The organism is Amphibacillus sp. MSJ-3, from assembly GCF_018919165.1.
In the GTDB taxonomy this organism is placed as follows: Bacteria; Bacillota; Bacilli; order Bacillales; family Amphibacillaceae; genus Amphibacillus.
In genome coordinates this window covers 1-20,902 of the sequence record NZ_JAHLQM010000018.1, presented here as the reverse complement: position 1 = coordinate 20,902, position 20,902 = coordinate 1, and the positions used below count along the sequence as shown (strand labels likewise).

The following is a 20,902-nucleotide window of genomic DNA, read 5'->3' as shown; positions in this document are numbered from 1 at the left end:
CTACAAACCTCCCTTAAACAGATTGACGACCGTCTTAGTATGCAGTCCTTCAACCGCATACCTACTCGCATCAATCACATGATTATAGCTGTCTACCGGTGTATTCGTGTACTCATTTGTGTTCTTATCCTTTTTCCAGGTGTAATTTTCAAGCTCTTCAATCAGCTTTACACAACGTTCATCCACAATAAAATCAAATTGGGACAAGAACTGTATGCCCTGGATGATTGAGTCCGGGGCTTTCTTTGCTGCCCTTATTCGATCGACACCCAATCGTCTAATTTCTTCAATTGATTTTTTCTCAGCTGAATCTGCTGTAATAACCTCTTTTTTATAGCCTAAATCAATGATGGCTTTAGCTAACTGGTCATTAAGCAATCCCTTTCTAACGTACTCCTCGACAAAATATATTCGCTTGTTTTTCTCGTCTACTTTCAAGTGGATAAAGGCAGACGGGTCATTGACGTACCCAAAATCAAGCCCAAAGTAAGAAGGGAGGTGCTTTATCTCTTCCGCATTAATGATCCGCTTTTCAAACTTAGGAAAAACAAGCTTATCCAAAGTAGCGAACTCACCCAGTGCATAAATTTTATAATAGGCCGGGTTGCGGTTTGCTAAGTCCTCAATATTTTCTTTTGTTGATGCATCTAAAAAACGGTTATCTTTATAAGTGCTTTGGATGACTTTTGTATTTTTATGCTTATTGATAAAAAAATATTTAAAAACCCAGTTCACTTTAGATACTGGGTTAAACATTAAATAGATTTGCTTTTTGTCATGACCTTTATCCCTCAACCGTAAAGTTAGCTGAGTATAATCATCAAGGGTAAATTCTGTGGCCTCTTCCATGACGATATCTGATAAGCCCTTGATTGACTTAATTTTTTCCGGGTTATCCATCCCCTTGAAAATAAAGACTGCTTTATTGGGGAGTATGATGCGATAATCACTCATATTGATCTTGCACTGATCGAGTATGCCAAAACTTGATAAACAGGCTAGGACATCTTCGAAGATCGAATCCTTGACGGTTGCTGCAACTTTACGTAAAAATAATATACGTCTAGGCTTGCTCCAGGGCTTTAAAGCTTTTAGTACAACCTTTTGTACAACCCCGTGTGATTTACCGCTTGAAGCACCCCCATAATGCACTTCTGTGAACGTGTCATAATCATTGAGTAGCTTGAATATCTTTTTATTAAACACCTTGCTGGGTTTATTAAAATTGAGTTTAATCGTCATCCCATTCACCAACATTGATCTCTATATTCGTGTTGGTCTGATCGACTTTCTCAGTCCACATAGCATAACGTTTACCTAAGAGTTCCGCCGCCTTTGTTTTATCTGCAACTGTTGGCGGAAGCTGTTCGGGTGACTGTGCACCCTTACCCATTCCCACAAGCTCCGTCCCTTCTGCTTCACCTCTGAGGACATTTGTTAGGAATTCAAGAATTTCTTTTTGATCTGCTATTTTCTCAGATTCAATCTCAGCCAAGCGATTGTCTATATAGGATTTTATGCCAACATTCGCCAATAATTTATGCGATTGTGCCCTGGCATAGCTTTTACTATAACCCGCTTTTAGCGCTGATTGTTCAATGTTTCCAGTGATGATATACTCATCAGCGAATTTCTGTTGTTTCAAGCTTAACTTTTTTGTTTTACTCATGGCATATCACCACCTCAAAGTTTTTGACAAACAAAAAAGCACCCGTTAGGATGCTTATAGTTCATATCTGTATTTAACGCCCATTTTTTCTTTTGCTTTTTTAGCAGCGTCTCTTATCTGCTCTCTGACCTCATGCGGGTCTTTTACCTTTTTAAGGATTAACTTGGGATCAGATTCATCTGCACTAAGAATTTCAATATCCCCAACCCCGCGAACTTTATCTGTTAGCTTTTGCTTAACGGTGATATCGTTAATTTTAAAAACCTCGATGTCACTCAAAGTTTTTGTCATAACCCCTTGCTTACGTACTTTTAAACGTTCGGTTGTCAAAGTGTAATATTCTTTTGGGATTTTTAAAGGCCCTTCTGAATTATCTTTAATGCCAAATAAGTCCGATTCAAATTCTAAAATTATTTCTTCACTCATTTTTCCCAACTCCTGACTATGTTATAAGACCATTATCCTAGAATTGGTTAACTATTGCAACGGTAATTTTAAAAACGTTCTCACGCACATTATAAACCATTACTTACGATTTCACCAAATTTGTGGCGTTTGTGGCGTTGTCCTGTGGATAACTTTTTATTTTTTTTGCTATTTTTCTTAAATTTCTATAGACATTCGTGCGATCCATACTCATAATGTGGCTGATTTCAGCAATCGAAATACCATTCAATCTTAGATTTAAAATCATAGCCTCCTTCTCGTCTGTGATCCGGTGCCAGCGATCCTGGATGTATTTCATATCGGTTATCGTCTCAGCCCAATAACGGCTACTGTCAACTTGTCTAATGGCCTCATTCTCCACAACCTTAGAAATAGCATTGCCTTTCGGTAATGTCGCTTCGATGCCATACTGGGCGACTCCAACGCTTGGATTAAGCCCTTGTTCTAGCTCTTTTATGTTTTTCATGTTGATGTGATACATGTTTATAACCATAAGTATTCGGTTGATTGAGTAGCCATCCTCATTCTTTTTCTGCATTAAGCTTCAACCCCCTTATATCGATCAAGTCTTGCTTTAACGGCTTGCATTAGATTATCTTGAGTAACAGTTTTATTTTTAATCGCCTTCATCACTTTTTCGTCAATTGAATCGGTCACGATTAAGTGATAGATGTTAACAATGTTCTTCTGCCCTTGTCGATGCAGTCGGGCATTGGCTTGTTGGTAGAGTTCGAGACTCCAATTTAAGCCGAACCAGATAATTGTATTTCCACCATCTTGCATATTCAATCCATGACCAGCTGAAGCAGGATGTGTTAAAAGAATTGGAATCTCACCTTTATTCCATGCTTTGAAATCTGCATCTGTTTCAAGCTTAACGGCTTCTTTAAATCGTGCCTGTATTCTGGCCAGGTCATGCTTGAAATTATAAAAGACAAGAACTGGCTTGCCATTCGCCTGTTCGATTAATTCTTCCAGGGCATCTAGTTTCTCGTCATGGATATGTTGGACGTCTTTATTCTCGTCATAAATAGCCCCATTTGACAATTGCAAAAGCTTATTTGATAAAACTGCTGCAGTATCAGCCACAACATCGCTATCTTCAAACGACAAAAGGAAATCTTTCTCTAGCTGTTCGTACTTGCGCCTAGTCCTTGGGCCTAAGTTGACTTCAACAACGTGATCAACTCTTTCAGGTATTTTTAAATGATCGACAGATTTCATACTGACACAAATATCACCAATTTTTTTATAAATATTTTCTTCCGCTTCTGGCTTTGGTACCCATTCATAGACGACATGCTTGCTTGGGTCTCCAGCTCCAGGGACAAAATACCGATTGCGAAAGCCTGTGATTGTCGTTCCTAATCGTTCGCCCTGATCAAGTAAGTAGAGTTGTGGCCATAAGTCGATCAGCCCATTAGGTGCTGGTGTACCCGTAAGCCCTACAATACGTTTAATTAAAGGCCTAACTTTCCTTAAAGCTCTGAAACGTTTAGCTTTTGTTGATTTAAAGCTGGATAGCTCGTCAATCACTACCATGTCAAATGGCCAATCACTTTTTAAATGGTCCACTAGCCAAACAACATTCTCACGATTGATCAGATAGATGTCAGCTTGTTTATCAAGTGCTGCAAGTCGCTGTTTTTTAGTTCCTAGGATTTGGGATGTCCTCAAGTGGTTCAAGTGCTCCCACTTCTCGATTTCGTCCGTCCATGTATATTTGGCTACCCGTAATGGTGCAATCACTAAAACTCTATTAACCTCAAAGTAGTCATACATGAGATCCGCTACTGCTGTTAAAGTAGATACCGTTTTCCCCATACCCATATCCAGGAACAATCCAGCCGCTGGGTTTTCTATTATTTTTTTAATCGAATAATCTTGATAATCGTGTGGGATAAAATCAGTCACTACCTCACCTCATTTATAAAATCATCGACTTTACTTTTTGAATCGATCACGATTGCGTGAAAGCCTAGTTCATTTAAATCCCTTAGCCTTTTTTCTTGTAAGGGTCTGGGTTTTTTACCCGGTGCCTTCAGCTCGACAAAAATAACCTTGCCTCCTGGAAGTAAAACAATTCGATCAGGTACGCCCCTTACCCCTGAATTAAATTTCAAAGCATGCCCACCTAAATGTTCAATTTTATCTTTTAGGTACTTCTCAATTTTTTGTTCTTTCACAAACTCACCTTCAAAGAATTAATTTTAGGTGACAACAACGACAACAGAATTTCCCTATATATGCGTATATACGTATATAGATATTTTTATATATATATTATCTATATATCTCTTTTTATCTTTCTTCTATTATTTCTGTTGTCATTGTTGTCAGTAGATAGTAAAACCATGATGTATAAGGGTTTGAGGTGACAACAGAACTTGCTTTTCTTTGTTGTCATGCGTTGTCATTGTTGTCACTGGAAAATATTAGTGACAACAGACTTTATTGGCTCTTGTTGTCACCTTTTCACATATTTTCGTCCCTGACAAAAGCCCTTTGTTGCCCATAGAGTTTTCCGAATCTTAAAGTCGATCTGTGCTGAATCCAACCCGGCATTTCTCGTAAAATATCATTTATGTTTCTTGCATCAACGGGTCTAAAATTCTTTGGATCGCCCCCTAAGACTTCAACCCATATTTCCAAAGCACACACTCGATCACGCTGAACTGTGCCCTCAACTTGTCCAAAATCGCTATCCAAAAACATTCGTCTCTGGGATAAATCCCGATCGTCCCAGTCAGCCGGTAATTTCATTTCTAGGAACTTCTGCACCAACCCAAACGTTGGGTTTTCTTCCCTATGGAGTTCCTGACGTCTAAATGCCTCCTGTTGCATATCTTCCTCTTCCAAATAGAGTTTTTCGCCCCGCTTGTAATTTGCGACGGCTTCCGCCCATATTTGGTCGACAGTCTCCTTGCTTAAATCCTTTATCATGCCTTCATTCCTTCTTGACTCATCAACCACAACAGGCCAAAATCGTCTGTTTCCTGTTCTATCCCTCAAGAAATCATGATCGTTCGTGGTTCCGATGAAAATACACTGCCTTGGAAATACGGATATTTGTCTGTCATATGCGACTCTGAATATATCTTCTCGTTTCGATAAAAACTGTTTAATTGCTTCATTATCTGCTTTTCTTGTTGCTGATAGCTCAGACATTTCAATCAGCCATACACCTTGCAATTGTTCATACGCTTCTTTTCCTTGAACCGTTGTCAAACTGTCTGAAAACCAGTCGCCACCCAATTTATCAAGCAGTAAACTCTTACCCGCTCCTTGTGGTCCTGTAATGGTAAGCATGTAATCAAATTTAACCCCTGGACGGAAGATTCTTGCGACTGCTGCGGTCAATGCCTTTCGCGTAACCGTTCGATCGAACTTCGTATCGCTAACGCCTAGATAGTCTATCAGAACAGTCTCTAAACGTTTTTCACCATCCCACTCTAATTCTTTTAAATAGTCTTTGACTGGATGTACTCTATGGCGCTTCATCAACACACCTAAGGCATCCCTCACCTTTCCAGGGCTGTCGATGTCATAAACCGATTCAAGATAATAGAATAGAGCTGACTCATCATCATCACTCCATAACCCGCCCTTTTCGGCATTCTCCCAAGGCAGATCGCCCAACATCACTGGCCGGTGGGAAAACTCATCATAAGCAAGCTTATTCTTTAGATTACCATCATTTTCTAACACCAATAGAGCATTATGTCTCGTGGATAAAATGGCTCCCGTCTTAGGATGCCGTTCTAACTTTTTAAGCCATTCGTTGTTATCTTCTGTTGCTACTTCAACGACATCAAACTCTTGACTAGCCTGTTCTAATCGCTCTAAACCTAACTTGTGTTTCACCTTTTCATCTCGACCAGAAAAGTCTGTCATCATCGAGTATGACGGCATGCGCACAATAGGCGTACCTTCTTTTGCATCTTCATCACGCACACCAAACTTGTGGATCCTCACTAAGTCAAAACTGTTGACCAGCTGACCACCAACCGGATCCGTTCCGTGGTGGGAATAGGCAAACTTGCCACCCTCGTATAACACCAATCCGCCACTAGTTGAGCCCTTGATGTAGCTGTACCTACCATCATCTTCTTGCTTGTAGATGTCACCTAAGAAGGCCTCAATTGCCTCAGGAATCGAATATGCTCTACAGAAAGCCCCTATAAGCCCCGGCTTTTCAAATGGGTCTCCCTGTCTGTCAGCCATCTTTTGCCTTGACTGGTGTACTCGACTGGACTCTGGCCAATACGACGGATCCGTCCAATCAGGATAACGGTCAAGCACATCATCAGGGTTAAGCCAAGGCTCATCTTGGAGTTTAAAGAAAAATTCCGCATCCTGCGATGTACTTGGCCAATACATTAAACGGTGCGCTTGATAGGTGGTATCGTCAAAGAAATCTATCCCGACATCTGCAGCAAGTCTTCTGCTGACCGCTTGATACTCATCTGGGGTAATCGGTCTTGTGAGTGGAATAACTAAGCGTATGCGCTGATTATTTGAGCTATGGGAGTGGGTTGAGTAAGCCAAACAAGCAAAGTCATACATCAACTCAACGCTTGTCCAGAAATCACCCTTGATAAAGTCAGCGTCTAAGGTAATTAACTGGCGCCACACAACGGCATCCGCTTTCCGACGTCCGCCTTTTAAAGTTCCACCCACAAAGCCCCCAACGTCCTTAATATCAACCTGTACGCCCTTAGCGCTCTTCCGATATTCCTCTTGGGTCTCACCCGTTCGCGTGGTGTTTGAGAGACGCTTGGCCAAGTCTGACCAAAGCATCTCCCTGTTCTTCCACTGCATCTCTTTCCGATTTCGACCCGTGGCAATTGTCAGTGACCCGTCATATTCAATTTTTAGTTGTTTACTACTCTGTGTTGCATTCAAGCTGACCACCTCAGTCCTCTTCGTCAATCAGGTCAATGAGTAAACCTAAGTACCGTTTAGCTTTTTCTAAATCTTCCCTACCGTTTTTAAAAGGCCAACGATTTAGATATTTAATGATATTTCCGACCAGGAAGCCCTCTCGTCCTGGAATATGCTGTACCGTATCTAAAATAACGTCTATCGTTTCGTATTTGCCTTGGTTGTAATGCGATGGATGGTTTACTCGATCAGACACGATCCATCACCAACTTTGGTATATCAGGATACCCCTCGAAGTAAGAAGACATATCATATAAAACAAGTTTACCCGTCCACTCCCTGCGGGTTTTTCCGTAATTTACGGTTAAACAATCACCTTCAACAATGATTTCATAGCGAAAACCTTTTAACTTTTTAATAAAACGGGTTAAAGCTAATCCGTTGACTATGATCCCATCTATCTCAGCTGGAAGCGTTGCAGAAACGGAGTAGATGGCTATTAGCCTTTTTAAAGATTTAGCTTTCACTACACCCTTTTTTTCTGCCTGATTTAGTTCCTTCCTAAGCTCTTCCCTTTTCTTTTTCATCATTTCCTTGCCCTCTGTAAAATTTCCTACAATTCTAGGTTCCATGTTAAAGCCTCCTAATCGGTAGTATGATAACCTCTAGCTTTCGGTCTAGACTTCCCAGTAGAAAAGGTCTGACACGCCCAAAGGTCTTTAGACACACCTGGTCATAGCCTAAAGCCTTGAATAAATTTAGAGCATCTACCCAATACTGCGCATTGGAATAGAATTCATCACCCTCAAAAGTCTTGGATAGCTCATGCTTAAACGTTATTTGATCTGATACAAAACTCAGGTGATTGCCTTTAAAGGTCATGGACGGCGTAACTCCCGCCACTTTACCTGCTAGCGCTGAGCCATCAGCCCCAATAAACAGCTCCTTGACTGCTAAGTACATTTCTTGATCAGGTGTACTGTCGGGCATTAATCGCATAACATCCGGATAACCCTTCTTTTTAATCAGTCGACCGCTTGGAGTGATTAAATTATCCCCTTTGCCGTGATCAACATCCTTAAGATGGTAGAGTCGGTGCCCGTCCGTTACGGCTAAACGCCCATCATCAAAATGCTTGACACCCTCTAGTACATCTCTTCTATGGTGATCCTTAACTACTCGACTGTTCGTTAACTTTTTAGCATGTCGCATAAAAACCCCATACTTTTCAGATGGCCTCATAAGTCCCCCTCCTTAACAAAAACCCCGTTGACCATTCTTCCTTTACGATCAGCAATTTCCTCGTAGGCTAACCGAACACAATCTTCAATCTCTAAACCTAACTGCATTGATAGAATCGTGAGCACGACGTACATATCGCCTATCGAATCAACGACTTGATCGATATTATCTTTGACCATACCCTCGCATAACTCGCCAAACTCTTCCCCGAGTTTAATCGTCTGCTTACTTGGATCAGCCGTATCTAGCCTTCTATCAAAAGCCCACTGCTGAATCACCATTGTCAAATCATCCATTGTCTACAACATCCCCCTTAATTGTCCCCCTGCCCCCACAAGTCGGGCAAGGTGTCATATAGTCAATATAATCAAGGTATCTATCAAGCCCGTCCCCTTTACAATCTGGACAGGTTACCCTTTCAGGTAGTTCACTCATCTTCTATCAGCCCTTTCCACTGAATCCACGTTTGGATTCAGCTAATCTTTTTTATAGTATTCAGCCTTCATACTCTGGTAAAATCGGATCTTCTGGTAGAGGTTGCCAGTGAGTTATTAAATCTGCATGTTTTCTCCATTTACTGTTTTCGTAAATGTAAAAGCCGTCACTATCTGCAATTACTTTAGTGCCTTTCCCAGTAAGAACAACCTCAACAGCAGGGTCCTCTATGACTGTACCTTTTTCAAAATAAGTTAGGATGTGAATTTGTTCGGTTTCGTAATCTTCCTCATACCAGTAAACTAGTACTTCCTGGCCGTTCTTTGGTTTATCATATTTAAAATAATTCCAACCTTTTCTTAAATACTTTGAAGCTAACTTCATAATTAAGTCATCAAAGGGACTTCCATATCCATTGAAATAGTTAATTAAAGCGCAAATATCTTTTCTTGTAATCTCTGACATGTTAATCTCTCCTAATCTTTTTTATAGTATTCTGTTTCAAAACCATCTGCTGATAAGGGTAAGCCCGGAGCCCATTCGATCGGTTCTGACATGAGCTGTTCGACTTCTTCTAAACTTCCCTGCCCATAAGGCATCTCACAAACCACCTCATCATGCACATGGAACACTGTTTTATAGCCCATACCATCTAGCTTTAAGAGATTATCAGCTAATAAGTCCCTAGCTGTTGCTTGAACAATGTTCTCTACTAATTTACCCCCGTAGGTACTTTCTTCACTTCTTGCCCCATCAAAAAATATAGCGTCTCTACCAAACTTGTTTTCTTTAATTCTTGGTCTGACATAAGCTAACCGTCTCCCGCTGGGTAATCTAATAAATAAAAAGCCGGATTCGTATGAGAATTGAAGCCCATACTGCAATTTAATGACTGCTTTGTCCTTGACAGCTTTTAATGCAGCGTTACCCACGTCATACCAGAATTGAACAATATTTGGGCTTGCTAATCGCCAAGATTGAACGATTTCTTCCATCTCTTCCTCACTCAAGCCCATTGCTTCACCGCCCATCTGCTTTAAAGCCCCTAGTGATCCCTGATAGCCTAGAGCAAGCTCGGCAACCTTACCCTTAGCCCGCAGACCATTTTCCCTCGTTACATTTTCAATGGGCACGTTAAACATCTGTGAAGCCGAAGCTTCATAAATCTTCCCATGACCTTTAAATACATCAATCCGCCATTTCTCGTTAGCTAACCAAGCGATGACTCTTGCTTCAATAGCGCTAAAGTCTGAAACAATAAAGCGACTGCCCTCTTCTGCAACTAAAGCCGTCCGAATTAATTGACTGAGCGTGTCCGCTACAGGATAAAGTAAACCAAACATCTCACCTTCATCCTTAACCACTAGTGACCTCGCGCTATCAAGGTCAGAGGCTCCCATACTGATGCCGGGTAAGTTCTGAACTTGAACCAGCCTACCCGCCCATCTGCCTGTCCTGTTAGCCCCGTAGTGTTGCATTAATCCACGAACTCGGCCATCATCACAACGGGTTGCCTGTAAGGCATAGTATTTTTTAACACTCGTTTTCGAGAGCTGCTGTCTAATCTCAAGCGCACGTTTCACCGCTTCGTTTTCTGTTTCATTTGCTAATTTTTCAACCGTAGCTTTCTGAACATTCGGCATGGATTCGCCTTGATCTTCAACCCATTTTTTCAACTGAGCTGTACTATTAGGGTTGTCGAGCCCTGTTAGCTTTTTTGCTTCAACCAACAAACGATCTGAATCCGTCTCATCAATTTTTATTGCATTTAAGACCATTTGCAGATCCGTTTTAACCCCACCCCCATTGATGCGCTGATCCAGTTCCCAAAGAGTCTGTTCTCTTTCACTGATTGGGAAACGAGATAATTTATTTTTAATTGCCTTCTCAACAACTACGTCTTGACGATTATACTTAATGTAATTCGCCCATTTTTCGGGATCATGTTCGGGTAGATTTCTCGTCCGTTTGCCATTCGCTTTCGTAGGTCTACAAGGCTTAGAAAAATAATTGATTAAAGCCGTTCCGGCTGTGTCCTTTCGTTCCTCAATGCCCAAGGCCTTTGCTACATTGGCTAAGCTACCAGGCAGGCCTAAAGTCAAAGCGTGCACCATGGTACACTGCCACTGACGGATATCCATATCTAAATTAAAATGTTTGTTGATACAGACGAACTCAAACTGGGCATTAAAAGCTGTTTTGAGCGTGTTCTTGTCAGTCAAGGCTTTTAATACTCGATCGGGAAGATCGTCCCAAGTTAGATCAATTACCTCTACTGGATCATCATTAAAGCTGTAAGCAAAGAGTAGAATTTCAAAGTCCGGTGCCTCCGCATAACGGTAAACCCCCGTATCTAGCAAGTTGTAGCTTGAATACGTCTCAATATCAATCGCTAAAGTATCAATTGTTATCACCCCTATTGATTTATTAAAATTGAAGGGGGTAGACGCAAACGACACCCCCTCAAGGCCTAACTAAAGGTTTAGTTCAGAAAATCATCCATACCTTCATCTTCGCCTTCTACTTCTACCGCATCAAAGTCATCTTCAGCTCTTGAGCGACCGCCTAAAGTGTCCCCATCTCGAAGCTTTTGGATGTTGTTTAAGCCGCAAGCAATCCCCTTATTTCCTGAAACGCTGTAAGCATAAAAGTTAACTGAAGCTCGACCGTAGCAACCACTATACAATTCGGTTGAATCCAAAATTGGATCGACGTTCGCGTCAACGATTCCCGGTTTATTAGTCGAATTAGCGTTGATAAAATAATGTCCTGCATACTCCTCTTGATCCGGCCGATCGACATCTCCATCACGTAAAGGCATTTTTAGATTGGCTGGAATCTTACCGCCGAATTTAGTAGACTTGCCTGCCTCTTTTGCTGCTTCAATCGCCTTCTTAATTTTATTTAAAGTCGCTTTATCCTTTTTAGGGATTAGCAGTGAGACTGAGTATTTCTCTTGCTGGCCCTCTTCAATAGCATGTGGCTCGAATACGTGTAAATAGCTGAAACGAACTTCCCCTGTAACGACTTTAGTTGCTTGATTTTTGTTAGTGTTTGACATTTTTCATTTCCCCTTTAAAATTAAGTTTTTTATTTAAAATCAGCTTGTGCTGAAGCTGTTGAATTTAACTCTGGACGTTTATCACCTTCCGGGACAAGCGTTGGCTTGCCTGCCGGCTTAATCACTAAATCACTTAGTTTTTCAGCAAAAACTTTCTTGCCGATTGCCTTTTCCATAGCCGTAATGCCTAGAATCTTTCTTGGGGCGATACTATCTAACTCATAATCTACCTTTAACGTACTTAAAACCTTTGCCTCATCTGCGTACTTACGGTTAGAGCGACCCTCTACCAGCTTCCAACCTGGAACCTTCTTGCCGTGCTTCTCGGCTTGATCAAAGGCATACTTTTCAATATCCTTTGCCCACTTTTGGAGTTCACCAGCCTTAAATAGAATCTGCCCGATCTCGTCTAAACTCAACTCAGCGGGTTTATCGAATTCATACTGAGCCATCTTGAGATTTTCCTCTGCCCTAGCTCGGCATGTCGCTTTTAGCTTGCAAAATCTGCAGTGGTCACCTGCGACAAACTCACCTTCGCCACTCCAGGCTAAATCTGCCTTAGGCTTAACCTCTGTTTTAGCCCATTCAACTAGTGTCTCCGCTTCTAGCGTTTCTGTGGATAGGTTGTCTAGTCTAGGTTGGACAATCGTCATGGAGACCGTCTCAATGTCATAGAGCATGTCAAATTGATTAAAAGCCCCAAGCCCGTATAGTCTGAGCTGTTCGTTCTCAACTGCTGAAACTTCAACGCCCTTACCATACTTGAGGTCAACAACTTCTAAGTGCCCATCTGAGATGATAACAACGTCCCCAGTCCCATAACCCCTAGGCACCCATTCACTAAAATCTAAGCGTTGTTCAAGCAGGATAACCGCATCATCTGATCTAGCTTTTGCCTCATTGATCTTCTCTACAACGATATCTACATACTTCTCAACGTAATCAATCATCTCTTGAGAGTAGTAGGCATTTTCTTTTTTAAACCTATTGATCCGTCTCGTACGTGTACTCTTGTTGATCTCACCTATTTCATGACTAAGGTAAATCTCGCTTAATTCGTGGGCGGTGGTACCCTCTTTGGCAAACTCGCTTGTCGTATCAGGCAAGTCTTTTTCCAACATGGCGGAAGGTGTGCAAGCCATCCACCTATGGGCACCTGAAGCCGATAAAGTGGCATGAGCCCTTTCCGCATGATTAATTTCAGCCATTAAATTTCACCCGCTTTTTTAAGCAACTCCGCATAATCTTCCACTTTAATATCTGATAACTTTTTAGCTTCAAATGATGTGATCAGCTCCTTAACTTCCGCTTGCTTACCCGCTTGAGCCAATTCAGCCAACTTAGTACGAACGACTTCAAGAGTGACTGTCGGCTTGCCCTCTTTCTTCGGCTTGTCCACCTTCTTAGGTTGGTCTTCCTTTGGCTCAACTTCTTTAGGCCCATCTTCAGCTGGCGATATTTCGGAGGCAGTTAAAGGTGCGCCCCCAGATAAAGCTTTAGTTAATTTAAGAATTGCTCCTTCAAGCCCCTCTGCATCAATTTTGATATTTATATTCACGATAAAAACTCCTTCCAATTTGTGATATACTAAACCTGTAAATGTTTTTTCAAAGCTCACTGATTGCCGTCAGTGGGTTTTTCTTTTGCGTATACTGCATCTAGAATGCTCTCTATGTTTTTTATAGTTGTATGCAAATGGTGAATTGCTGTCTTGTCTTCCGACAATCGGATTGTTAGTTTTATATCTTTCCGCACCTCCTCAAGTGTGTATGTTAGGGCTTTTATTGCGTAATCTTTCATTTCTTCAATTTCTCCCAAACGAATCACCTTCCTTCAAAACGAATCACCTTCCTTCAATTTCAAAGCCCATAACAAGCTTTTATTCTTTTAGCCCCAAAATGCTCTAGCACCTCAATTGCATCTTGTGATAGTTCGTCTGCTAACCAAAACTCTTCATCGTAAATGTAGATCTCATCGCCAACATAAACTTCATTACCTCTTGCATCTGTTCCATAAATGTTAGGCTCTTTCCCTGGATAGCCAGTTTGTCTAGTGCGATAAACTGCTGGATGTTCCATTTAATTCACCCCCTTTCAATAAACTTCAATAAACTTCAATAAATTTTAGGCTCTCAATTTCCTTTTCCGATAAGTCATTTTGCTTTAAAAATTGAACGGCTTCATCTTCATTGTTGAATCTTTTAACTTCCCCAAAATCATCAAGGATGTACTCTAAGCCATTAATGGTTATTCCATTTATAGGTCTTGCGATAATACATTCGGACATCTCTTCACCCCCTTTCAAAAATAATTTCTCCGAATCATTTCGCCTAGGTCAGATAACTCCCGTTGCTTGATCTGCTTCAGCAACTCACTAGCTTCATCACAAGTTACCTTTTGGTCATGTAGTTTTTTCAGCTCACTAATAAAATTAGTAGCATAGCGCATATACTTCTCAGCGTTGTCGTAGTTACCTTTTGACAATTCGAAGTTAGCTAAAGCAGAATAATATTCAAAATAGTCATTTAATCGGACCACTCTATTATGGTCAGTGCTTAAATAATGTTTAAGATTGATCATCTGAAGTACCCCCAATCACAAGAGCAATACAGATATTGATCGCCATGCAGATCATGCTGATGATTAAAAAGATTAAATAAATGTGTCTGATCAGTTCCATCTCAAATTCCACCTTTCGAGTTCATGGCTTGTCTTAACAATGCACGCTTTAAGCTACCAGGTAACAACAACCAATCTTTAGCTTTGATTTTCATTTGGTTCAGCTCCTTTCAATTCAAGGCTTCACGTGCTTTGTCTCCTGTGTCTGCTATAATTCTTGACGGCGAGTGATTTATTCTTTCTGTGTCTGTTTTTCTCCAATTCCTTAAATCTGCATAAAACTCAAGTGCCTGTTTGTAGCGTTTGTTTTGTTGTTCGAGTAGCGTGTACCAAACCTCAAAAGATACTATCTTATCTTTCAGTTCCTCAACACGTTCTTTAAGTTTCTTGTTTTCTTCTATCGTTTCTTCAGTTATTTTAGATGCTGATTCTAATTCCAATTCGTTGTAAAGTATAAGTTTGTTTAATTCCTCGTAAAACTTATCTCTCTGCTCTTTATTCATCTGATTCACATCCTCTCAACGCTTGATATGCTATTTCTTTGGCGTTAAAAGCTATTACTCCCCCTGAAATCGCACTGGTTGAAGTGATCCAATTATCATATATTTTTTCCAAAGCGTATTTGTAACGCTTGTTTTCCTTTCTTAGTTGCCTTTGAATATGAGTACTTGCTTCAACATATCTTTCCAATTCCTCAACTCGTTTAGCTTGTGCATTAAGCCATTCAAAATCTTCTCTGTTAACAACCGTCATAGTGTTTAAATCTAAATCTTCTACTGCAAATCCATTTCCTATTTCTTGGTCTATATCCTCTATCCGTTCCAACCGTTCTTTATCACCCACCCTCAAAAACTCCTTTCTGCCGACACCATTTTGTAAAAACTAAGAGCGATAGGATCCACTCCACTGTCTTCAACGTTACTTGCTAAAAGTGGGATGTCATAAACACACTCTAAGTCACTCATTAAATGAGCCAACCTGCGATCTTTAAGATCCTGGTCTTTTATTTTTGTGATGGCGATAAATCGTCCGGCATAAGTGTTCATTTCGCCGATTGTCATTGTTTTCATTTGGGTTCGCTCCTTTTAAAACACGTCTACCCACGTATTTTTTATTTTTATTACCATTCATCTGTAATATCAACAATTGCCTTTATGGTTGGCTCATAAAGCCACCAACGCTTGCGACTCTTTCTGCGCTCATGAATCCTTACTCTTGGATCACATAAAATTTCATCTTCTAAGTACCGAATGGACATGCATGTGATCTCTGACAACTTATTGATATCAACAAATAATAAATTTTGATGGATTTGTTTCTGTAATTCTTGTTCAATAATTTGTTTAACTTGTTTCTGATCAATTTCAACATTGACTTGAGCGGGTATCATTTAATCACCTCAAATCACTAATATTTTTCGAATACGTTCAACATGTTCCTGTGCTCTATCCCCATCGCGCTTCCCTGATAAAATATCTGACAAATATGGTCTAGAAATACCCAACTCGTTCGCCAACCAAGTTTGGGTTCTACCTCTTCTATAAAGCTCATTTCTAACTTTAAGACTCAAATCTTCTGACATGTTGTTCTACTCCTTTCTCAAATAACTGTTTGCTGATCGCCAAGATCAACACCGTGTTTTATTGCAAAATCTTTAACGACAGCGATATAAATCTCAACTAAACGTTTATCATCTGCAATGACGTCAACCTTGTTTATTCGATCTATTTTTGATTTACTATCGCCATTTAGTGCCATGCGTTGCTTTTTATTCGTTAAACGTCTAGTAAGATCAAACTTTCCTCTACGTTCGACTTCTTGATAGATTTCAACCGTTACATCTTTATATGCTCCATAGCCTCCACGTGATTGAGCTATCTTATTGATTAGGTGTCGTGCATCCTTGCGCCAGTCGATTGTGTTTAAAGCAACGACCTCACGAATACCGTCTACTTTGTTTTCTAGTTGCTTGGTTGCTAATTCTTGTTTAGCTAATGATTGAAATAGACCATTGAACATTTGTAATTCTGGACTGAGTTGTGAAGTATCAAGTTGTTGTTCCATTTCCTCAAATTTAGTAACATAATAAGCCGTAAATAAAACACCTTTTTCGCCAGTCATTTTATTGGCTACCATGTCGCATCCTTTTCTAGTTAAATAGAAGTGTGGTCTTGTTTTCCCTTGCGAATCGTTGTAGTAGCTTTCAATAAAAAAATTACTCAGTCCAAAATTGGACTTACCTAGAACCTCCAAATAATTTCTTATATCCCTTAATAGGTGTTTGTGCTCTTTGTCGATCATCTGAGCTACCTCTCTGCTGTCTGTTACAAGTTGACCGTTGTGATTAATAATTGTTAAATCTGGCATACTATCAATCCTTTCTCAATTCGTCTAATGTAATTTCTAATGCATCTGCGATTTTGCACATTACCTTAAAAGTAGGGTTAGGGTCATTACTGTTCTCGATATTTTGTAAAGTAGATTCTCTTATCCCTGCCATTTTGGATAGTCGATAGCGAGATATTTTTTTTGATTCTCTAATTTCCCTCAAAATCAACATATAGATTAAACCTCCTTAACAATGATTGAAACCACTATATATTGTGGTATAATAGATTTATAGTCTTAACCTAATGTAGAAAGGAGGATTCTTATGGCTGATCTAATAAAACCTGGTTCTGATAACCGGCCCCCAGGTAAGTATCAAGAAGTTGGACCACGTGGCGGCAATGTACCAAAACCGAGAATTGTTAACATCGATCCAGGCGATCGATTACCACCTACTCAAGAAAAAGGACGTAAGTGGAAAAAGATGTAGACTTTTTCTGTAGAAGCCATTATTTTCGCAATGGCTTCTATAACTTAATTTTCTTTCTAGAAAAGCACCAACTTTTATTGAAGAAGTTTAATTGAAGCCATGCTTCAACGTATCTAAGTCCATTCTCTTCATACTTAGTAATATAGTGATGTAGCATTATCCTCACCTCCTTCTCCCAACTCACACCCAAGAACCAATATTCGATGTCATGGCGTTGGTCTATGTGACTGTCGCTCTCTACTGTAATTAGTAGGTCTTGGCGTACTCCGCTCAATCGATTACTGATGCTTGGATGTGAGTGATTTAATTTATAAGCTAAAAAATTAGCGAAAGTCGTTGACAAATATTAAAACTAGATTTAATATATAACCATAGCTAAATAAGACTTTAAAAGCCTGTAAATACTGTAGTTATCCGTTCCCCAACGAAAAAACTGTATTTTGATAGGTCGTATTTTTTATTGTCTTTTTCGCTAATTAATTAGCTTACCTAGAGTATATTAAATCTAGTTTTAAAAGTCAACGCTTTTTATAAAAATATTTAAAACTAGTTTTAAAATCTCGGTACAAAAACAAGGAGCATTATTGATATGACTGCTTTTGATCGATTAAAAATACTTTGTGATGAACAAGGAATTTCTGTGAATACTTTAGAAGAAAGGCTCGATATAGGTAGAAATTCACTGTATTCTTGGAAGAAAAATATTCCAAAAGGGACTAATCTTCTAAAAGTCGCCGACTTTTTCGACGTCTCTACAGACTACCTATTAGGACGCACCGATAAAAAACGTTACTATGATTTAACTGAAAAAGATGAGTGTGATATTGAAAAACAATTAGAGGATATGATCAATAACGTAAGTGATTCAGGTTTTGCAGCGTTTGATGGTAACACACTAGATGAATTAGATGAGGAAAATAGAGAAATCATGATTGACTCATTGAAAAACGCATTGAGAATGCATAAGCGCCTAGCTAAAAAGAAATTCACACCTAAAAAATATCGTTAGGAATGATTCTGTGACAATAAAAAAGAGGGTTATTCAATTAATTAAAAAGCACGACACAAGCAATCCTTTTGAAATATCGAAATGTTTGGGCATTGAAGTTGTGTATGAATTTTTAGGTGATTCGCTAGGTTACTTTAGTAGGTTCAATCGAACGACAATTATTCATATTAATGAATCATTATCCTATGAAGAACAACTTTCCACATGTGCCCATGAACTTGGACATGCTATTTTACACCCAGAGATCAACACTGCTTTTCTCAAATCAAAAACGCATTACCCAACAAGTAGAATTGAGAAGGAAGCGAATCTATTTGCTATTGAACTCTTATCACATCAAGAAAGAGATCAACCAATTACGATTAATGAAGCTGTAGCGACTTATAGAATCCCCAAACAGCTTCTCATTAAAAATTTTTACATAAATAAAGAACAAACGTTCCATTAACTGAAAGGTGGTGATAAAAATAAACATCCTTAAAACGTCTACCCACGTAAGAAAAGGATGAACTAAATTGAAATTAAACAAAACAAAGATTGATGACGAGATTTATTATTATTTTTTGAAAAGTGGCGAAAAGCGGTGGATGTATCGCCATAAGTACTATGACACTCTTGGAAAGAGAAGAGAGAAGAAAAAGAGTGGTTTTAAGTCTGAAAAGCAAGCGTTAAAGGCTCTGTTGAAGCTCAAAGCTGATCTGCTGGATGGTAATGTAAAAAAAGTAGAGCATGATCAAATGACCGTATCGCAGTGGTTTGATATCTGGTTTGACGCTTATAAAAGTAATTGGGGAGTAAAGACAGTTGCTAGAAGAAAAGAGATCGTCGAAAATCAAATTAAACCTTTAATCGGTAAACGCAAGATAGCAAAACTTGATAGGTCAACATATATTCGAGAATTTATCAACCCGCTATTAGAAAAGTATAGTCCCGGGTCAGTGTACATGTACCATCGAATCTTTAGTATTGGAATTAACGCTGCGGTCAATGATGAGAGGATACCACGTAACCGTTTCAAAAACATTAAAATAAAAAAAGACGAGAAGTTAAAAAACTTTTTAACGCCCGATGAACTCAACATTTTACTAGTCACCGCTGACAAGTTTAGTCCTAATAGATCTATATTCATATGGATATTAGCATATACGGGTATGCGTAAAGGTGAATCTCTCGGGCTTAAATGGGATGATATTGATTTCAATAAAAAAACAATATCTATTAAAAGAACCCGCGATGAGTATGGAGTAAGATTACCGAAAACAAGAAATAGTTATAGAGTTATTAAGGTTGATGATATATTACTAAATAGGTTAAGAAGTTATCGAACGTGGTGTAAAGAAATAAAACTAAAAAACGGGAAGAAATTACATGAAAACGATTATGTCATTATTTCAATTCAATCTGGGGAACCAATTGGAGATAGATTCACATACAAGTTTTTTAATCTTATGTATGATGATTTAAAAAAACAAGGTATCAATTTGAAAAGAATAACTCCTCACGGTTTGCGACATACTCACGCAACTATTTTAATCAATAACGGAGTTCCCGCTAAAACTGTTGCGGACAAGCTAGGTAACACCGTTGAAATGGTCTATAAAGTTTATGTTCACTCGTTCGATGAAATGGAAGAGAAGGCACTCGATATCTTTAACAATGCATTAGGTGGGGCTAAATCTGGGGCTAAATGATTTCAATTAGCCCCTAACCCTTGATATAGCACAGCGCAACTGGAACGAGTAACCGTATCATCGATAAGCACTCCCTCACAGTCTCCTTTTCTTTTTACCCACGAATTTGACTAGCAACTTGTTGATCTGCTTCCTCTAATGCTCTAGCAGAGCTGTTCAATTGGATTGAAATGTCTTCTAACAGCTGTTGCATTTCCGTAAAAGAAGGTCTAAGCGTTTCATACTGTTCACTGAAAGCTCTACTAGCCTGTCCTTCCCATATGGATTCTAATTCTTGTATCATATTATCCAATCGAGTAATTTGTTCACCTACTTGACTACTTTCATTGCTATAACGATTAGACATATTAACCAATTCTTCTGGTGTAACTCGAATCATACCTGACATACAATCAATCCCTTTCCTAATTTATTATATAAAATACCTATATATAGATATTATACATAAATAATATCCAAAAAAATATTTTTATTGAAAATAAGTAATTTTGATTCATTCTATTACTTATTATAGGTATTTAGAATTATCATGATTTTATCAGATAAGATAACATCATTAACCTGCATAAATAAAGGTTTTCACTAGATATTCCCCTTAATATTCACAAGAATATATAGTGAATAATTACTACATATTCCATATGCTTACAATGACCATTTTACTTTTAGGATTTTAGACATAAATAAACGATTTAATCTTTCCATAATAAATGACGGTTAAGGGCTTTTCATCATTTGATTAGACCGGGAATGGATCCGAGACTGTAGCTATCTATCAAAAGGATAAAATCTTAACAAGCTGATTTTAATAAGATAGTGAGGAACTAATGGATAGAAGTCAAAAGATAATATAAGTGTTTTTATTTTTGTAGAGGATAGATTGGGACGAGGTTTAAATCTTAATTAATAATCGAGTAGGAGGAGGCGGTTAGCCTCCGTCCTCTCACACCACCGTACGTACGGTTCCGTATACGGCGGTTCAATTAAGATTTATAACGCAAAAATTCATAACGGTCATGTAGACTTCG

32 protein-coding genes are annotated in these 20,902 nt (G+C 39.1%); 4 read left to right on the top strand and 28 right to left on the bottom strand.

All coding sequences use genetic code 11. The features are described from left to right. The 27 genes from KQI76_RS06980 to KQI76_RS06850 all read right to left on the bottom strand — a co-directional run bounded on the left by KQI76_RS06980 (nucleotide 1) and on the right by KQI76_RS06850 (nucleotide 16,916). The gene (locus KQI76_RS06980) at nucleotides 1-1,242 is read right to left on the bottom strand and encodes a PBSX family phage terminase large subunit (protein ID WP_216399606.1); all 1,242 of its coding nucleotides are present in this window, start codon (nucleotides 1,240-1,242) and stop codon (nucleotides 1-3) included. Further along, a complete protein-coding gene (locus KQI76_RS06975; protein WP_216399605.1) occupies nucleotides 1,232-1,669 on the bottom strand; it encodes a terminase small subunit in 438 nt (145 codons plus the stop codon). The genes KQI76_RS06980 and KQI76_RS06975 overlap by 11 nt, the downstream gene beginning before the upstream one ends. Nucleotides 1,670-1,723: 54 nt before the next feature. Next, nucleotides 1,724-2,095 (bottom strand): PH domain-containing protein, encoded by a 372-nt coding sequence (locus KQI76_RS06970; RefSeq protein WP_216399604.1) that lies wholly within the window; start codon nucleotides 2,093-2,095, stop codon nucleotides 1,724-1,726. Between the two features lie 103 nt (nucleotides 2,096-2,198). After that, nucleotides 2,199-2,654 (bottom strand): hypothetical protein, encoded by a 456-nt coding sequence (locus KQI76_RS06965; RefSeq protein WP_216399603.1) that lies wholly within the window; start codon nucleotides 2,652-2,654, stop codon nucleotides 2,199-2,201. Next, complete coding sequence (locus tag KQI76_RS06960; protein WP_216399602.1) at nucleotides 2,654-4,030, bottom strand: SNF2-related protein; 1,377 nt, start codon at nucleotides 4,028-4,030, stop codon at nucleotides 2,654-2,656. The genes KQI76_RS06965 and KQI76_RS06960 overlap by 1 nt, the downstream gene beginning before the upstream one ends. Continuing rightward, entirely contained in the window at nucleotides 4,030-4,302 is a 273-nt protein-coding gene (locus KQI76_RS06955; protein WP_216399601.1) for a VRR-NUC domain-containing protein, read from the bottom strand. Before KQI76_RS06955 ends, KQI76_RS06960 begins: the two co-directional genes overlap by 1 nt. Before the next feature lie 289 nt (nucleotides 4,303-4,591). Then, nucleotides 4,592-6,937, bottom strand: a complete 2,346-nt coding sequence (locus KQI76_RS06950) for a virulence-associated E family protein (protein ID WP_216399640.1) — start codon at nucleotides 6,935-6,937, stop codon at nucleotides 4,592-4,594. A 94-nt stretch (nucleotides 6,938-7,031) separates the two neighbouring features. Further along, entirely contained in the window at nucleotides 7,032-7,256 is a 225-nt protein-coding gene (locus tag KQI76_RS06945) for a DUF3310 domain-containing protein (RefSeq protein ID WP_216399600.1), read from the bottom strand. Continuing rightward, nucleotides 7,249-7,632 carry an aminoacyl-tRNA hydrolase gene (locus tag KQI76_RS06940; protein ID WP_216399599.1) on the bottom strand — a complete coding sequence of 128 codons (384 nt, stop codon included), beginning with the start codon at nucleotides 7,630-7,632 and terminating at the stop codon, nucleotides 7,249-7,251. Before KQI76_RS06940 ends, KQI76_RS06945 begins: the two co-directional genes overlap by 8 nt. Nucleotide 7,633: 1 nt before the next feature. Then, the gene (locus KQI76_RS06935) at nucleotides 7,634-8,242 is read right to left on the bottom strand and encodes a hypothetical protein (protein WP_216399598.1); all 609 of its coding nucleotides are present in this window, start codon (nucleotides 8,240-8,242) and stop codon (nucleotides 7,634-7,636) included. Then, nucleotides 8,239-8,538 (bottom strand): MazG-like family protein, encoded by a 300-nt coding sequence (locus KQI76_RS06930; protein WP_216399597.1) that lies wholly within the window; start codon nucleotides 8,536-8,538, stop codon nucleotides 8,239-8,241. The genes KQI76_RS06935 and KQI76_RS06930 overlap by 4 nt, the downstream gene beginning before the upstream one ends. A 199-nt stretch (nucleotides 8,539-8,737) precedes the next feature. Continuing rightward, a complete protein-coding gene (locus tag KQI76_RS06925; protein ID WP_216399596.1) occupies nucleotides 8,738-9,142 on the bottom strand; it encodes a hypothetical protein in 405 nt (134 codons plus the stop codon). 11 nt (nucleotides 9,143-9,153) lie between these two features. After that, nucleotides 9,154-11,082, bottom strand: a complete 1,929-nt coding sequence (locus KQI76_RS06920; RefSeq protein WP_216399639.1) for a DNA polymerase — start codon at nucleotides 11,080-11,082, stop codon at nucleotides 9,154-9,156. 77 nt (nucleotides 11,083-11,159) lie between these two features. Then, complete coding sequence (locus KQI76_RS06915; protein ID WP_216399595.1) at nucleotides 11,160-11,738, bottom strand: DUF2815 family protein; 579 nt, start codon at nucleotides 11,736-11,738, stop codon at nucleotides 11,160-11,162. A 29-nt stretch (nucleotides 11,739-11,767) separates the two neighbouring features. After that, nucleotides 11,768-12,946, bottom strand: a complete 1,179-nt coding sequence (locus KQI76_RS06910) for a DUF2800 domain-containing protein (protein WP_216399594.1) — start codon at nucleotides 12,944-12,946, stop codon at nucleotides 11,768-11,770. Further along, entirely contained in the window at nucleotides 12,946-13,296 is a 351-nt protein-coding gene (locus KQI76_RS06905) for a hypothetical protein (RefSeq protein WP_216399593.1), read from the bottom strand. The genes KQI76_RS06910 and KQI76_RS06905 overlap by 1 nt, the downstream gene beginning before the upstream one ends. A gap of 56 nt (nucleotides 13,297-13,352) precedes the next feature. Further along, nucleotides 13,353-13,556: a hypothetical protein gene (locus tag KQI76_RS06900; protein WP_216399592.1), complete on the bottom strand. Its 204-nt coding sequence runs from the start codon at nucleotides 13,554-13,556 to the stop codon at nucleotides 13,353-13,355. Nucleotides 13,557-13,597: 41 nt separating this feature from the next. After that, the gene (locus tag KQI76_RS06895; RefSeq protein WP_216399591.1) at nucleotides 13,598-13,816 is read right to left on the bottom strand and encodes a hypothetical protein; all 219 of its coding nucleotides are present in this window, start codon (nucleotides 13,814-13,816) and stop codon (nucleotides 13,598-13,600) included. Between the two features lie 25 nt (nucleotides 13,817-13,841). Continuing rightward, nucleotides 13,842-14,024: a hypothetical protein gene (locus tag KQI76_RS06890; RefSeq protein WP_216399590.1), complete on the bottom strand. Its 183-nt coding sequence runs from the start codon at nucleotides 14,022-14,024 to the stop codon at nucleotides 13,842-13,844. A gap of 14 nt (nucleotides 14,025-14,038) precedes the next feature. Continuing rightward, the gene (locus KQI76_RS06885) at nucleotides 14,039-14,317 is read right to left on the bottom strand and encodes a hypothetical protein (RefSeq protein WP_216399589.1); all 279 of its coding nucleotides are present in this window, start codon (nucleotides 14,315-14,317) and stop codon (nucleotides 14,039-14,041) included. 209 nt (nucleotides 14,318-14,526) lie between these two features. Next, entirely contained in the window at nucleotides 14,527-14,859 is a 333-nt protein-coding gene (locus KQI76_RS06880; RefSeq protein ID WP_216399588.1) for an MreC domain-containing protein, read from the bottom strand. Beyond that, entirely contained in the window at nucleotides 14,852-15,199 is a 348-nt protein-coding gene (locus tag KQI76_RS06875; RefSeq protein ID WP_216399587.1) for a hypothetical protein, read from the bottom strand. Before KQI76_RS06875 ends, KQI76_RS06880 begins: the two co-directional genes overlap by 8 nt. Nucleotides 15,200-15,201: 2 nt before the next feature. After that, on the bottom strand, nucleotides 15,202-15,426 hold the full coding sequence (locus KQI76_RS06870) for a hypothetical protein (protein ID WP_216399586.1): 225 nt from the start codon (nucleotides 15,424-15,426) through the stop codon (nucleotides 15,202-15,204). Nucleotides 15,427-15,476: 50 nt separating this feature from the next. After that, complete coding sequence (locus tag KQI76_RS06865) at nucleotides 15,477-15,746, bottom strand: hypothetical protein (RefSeq protein WP_216399585.1); 270 nt, start codon at nucleotides 15,744-15,746, stop codon at nucleotides 15,477-15,479. A 9-nt stretch (nucleotides 15,747-15,755) separates the two neighbouring features. Then, a complete protein-coding gene (locus tag KQI76_RS06860) occupies nucleotides 15,756-15,938 on the bottom strand; it encodes a helix-turn-helix domain-containing protein (RefSeq protein WP_216399584.1) in 183 nt (60 codons plus the stop codon). Nucleotides 15,939-15,955: 17 nt separating this feature from the next. Continuing rightward, nucleotides 15,956-16,723, bottom strand: coding sequence for a Rha family transcriptional regulator (locus KQI76_RS06855; RefSeq protein ID WP_216399583.1), 768 nt, complete (start codon nucleotides 16,721-16,723; stop codon nucleotides 15,956-15,958). A 4-nt stretch (nucleotides 16,724-16,727) separates the two neighbouring features. After that, nucleotides 16,728-16,916: a helix-turn-helix domain-containing protein gene (locus KQI76_RS06850; RefSeq protein WP_216399582.1), complete on the bottom strand. Its 189-nt coding sequence runs from the start codon at nucleotides 16,914-16,916 to the stop codon at nucleotides 16,728-16,730. Between the two features lie 93 nt (nucleotides 16,917-17,009). On the opposite strand from KQI76_RS06850, the gene KQI76_RS06845 reads away from it, so the two are divergent. The 4 genes from KQI76_RS06845 to KQI76_RS06830 all read left to right on the top strand — a co-directional run bounded on the left by KQI76_RS06845 (nucleotide 17,010) and on the right by KQI76_RS06830 (nucleotide 19,874). Beyond that, on the top strand, nucleotides 17,010-17,174 hold the full coding sequence (locus KQI76_RS06845; RefSeq protein ID WP_216399581.1) for a YjzC family protein: 165 nt from the start codon (nucleotides 17,010-17,012) through the stop codon (nucleotides 17,172-17,174). Nucleotides 17,175-17,763: 589 nt separating this feature from the next. Then, nucleotides 17,764-18,183: a helix-turn-helix domain-containing protein gene (locus tag KQI76_RS06840; protein ID WP_216399580.1), complete on the top strand. Its 420-nt coding sequence runs from the start codon at nucleotides 17,764-17,766 to the stop codon at nucleotides 18,181-18,183. 10 nt (nucleotides 18,184-18,193) lie between these two features. Beyond that, nucleotides 18,194-18,631, top strand: coding sequence for an ImmA/IrrE family metallo-endopeptidase (locus KQI76_RS06835; protein WP_216399579.1), 438 nt, complete (start codon nucleotides 18,194-18,196; stop codon nucleotides 18,629-18,631). A 67-nt stretch (nucleotides 18,632-18,698) separates the two neighbouring features. Beyond that, complete coding sequence (locus KQI76_RS06830) at nucleotides 18,699-19,874, top strand: tyrosine-type recombinase/integrase (protein ID WP_216399578.1); 1,176 nt, start codon at nucleotides 18,699-18,701, stop codon at nucleotides 19,872-19,874. 94 nt (nucleotides 19,875-19,968) lie between these two features. Here the strand turns inward: KQI76_RS06830 and KQI76_RS06825 are convergent, their stop codons facing one another. Then, on the bottom strand, nucleotides 19,969-20,262 hold the full coding sequence (locus KQI76_RS06825) for a WXG100 family type VII secretion target (protein WP_216399577.1): 294 nt from the start codon (nucleotides 20,260-20,262) through the stop codon (nucleotides 19,969-19,971). Between the last annotated feature and the right edge of the window lie 640 nt (nucleotides 20,263-20,902).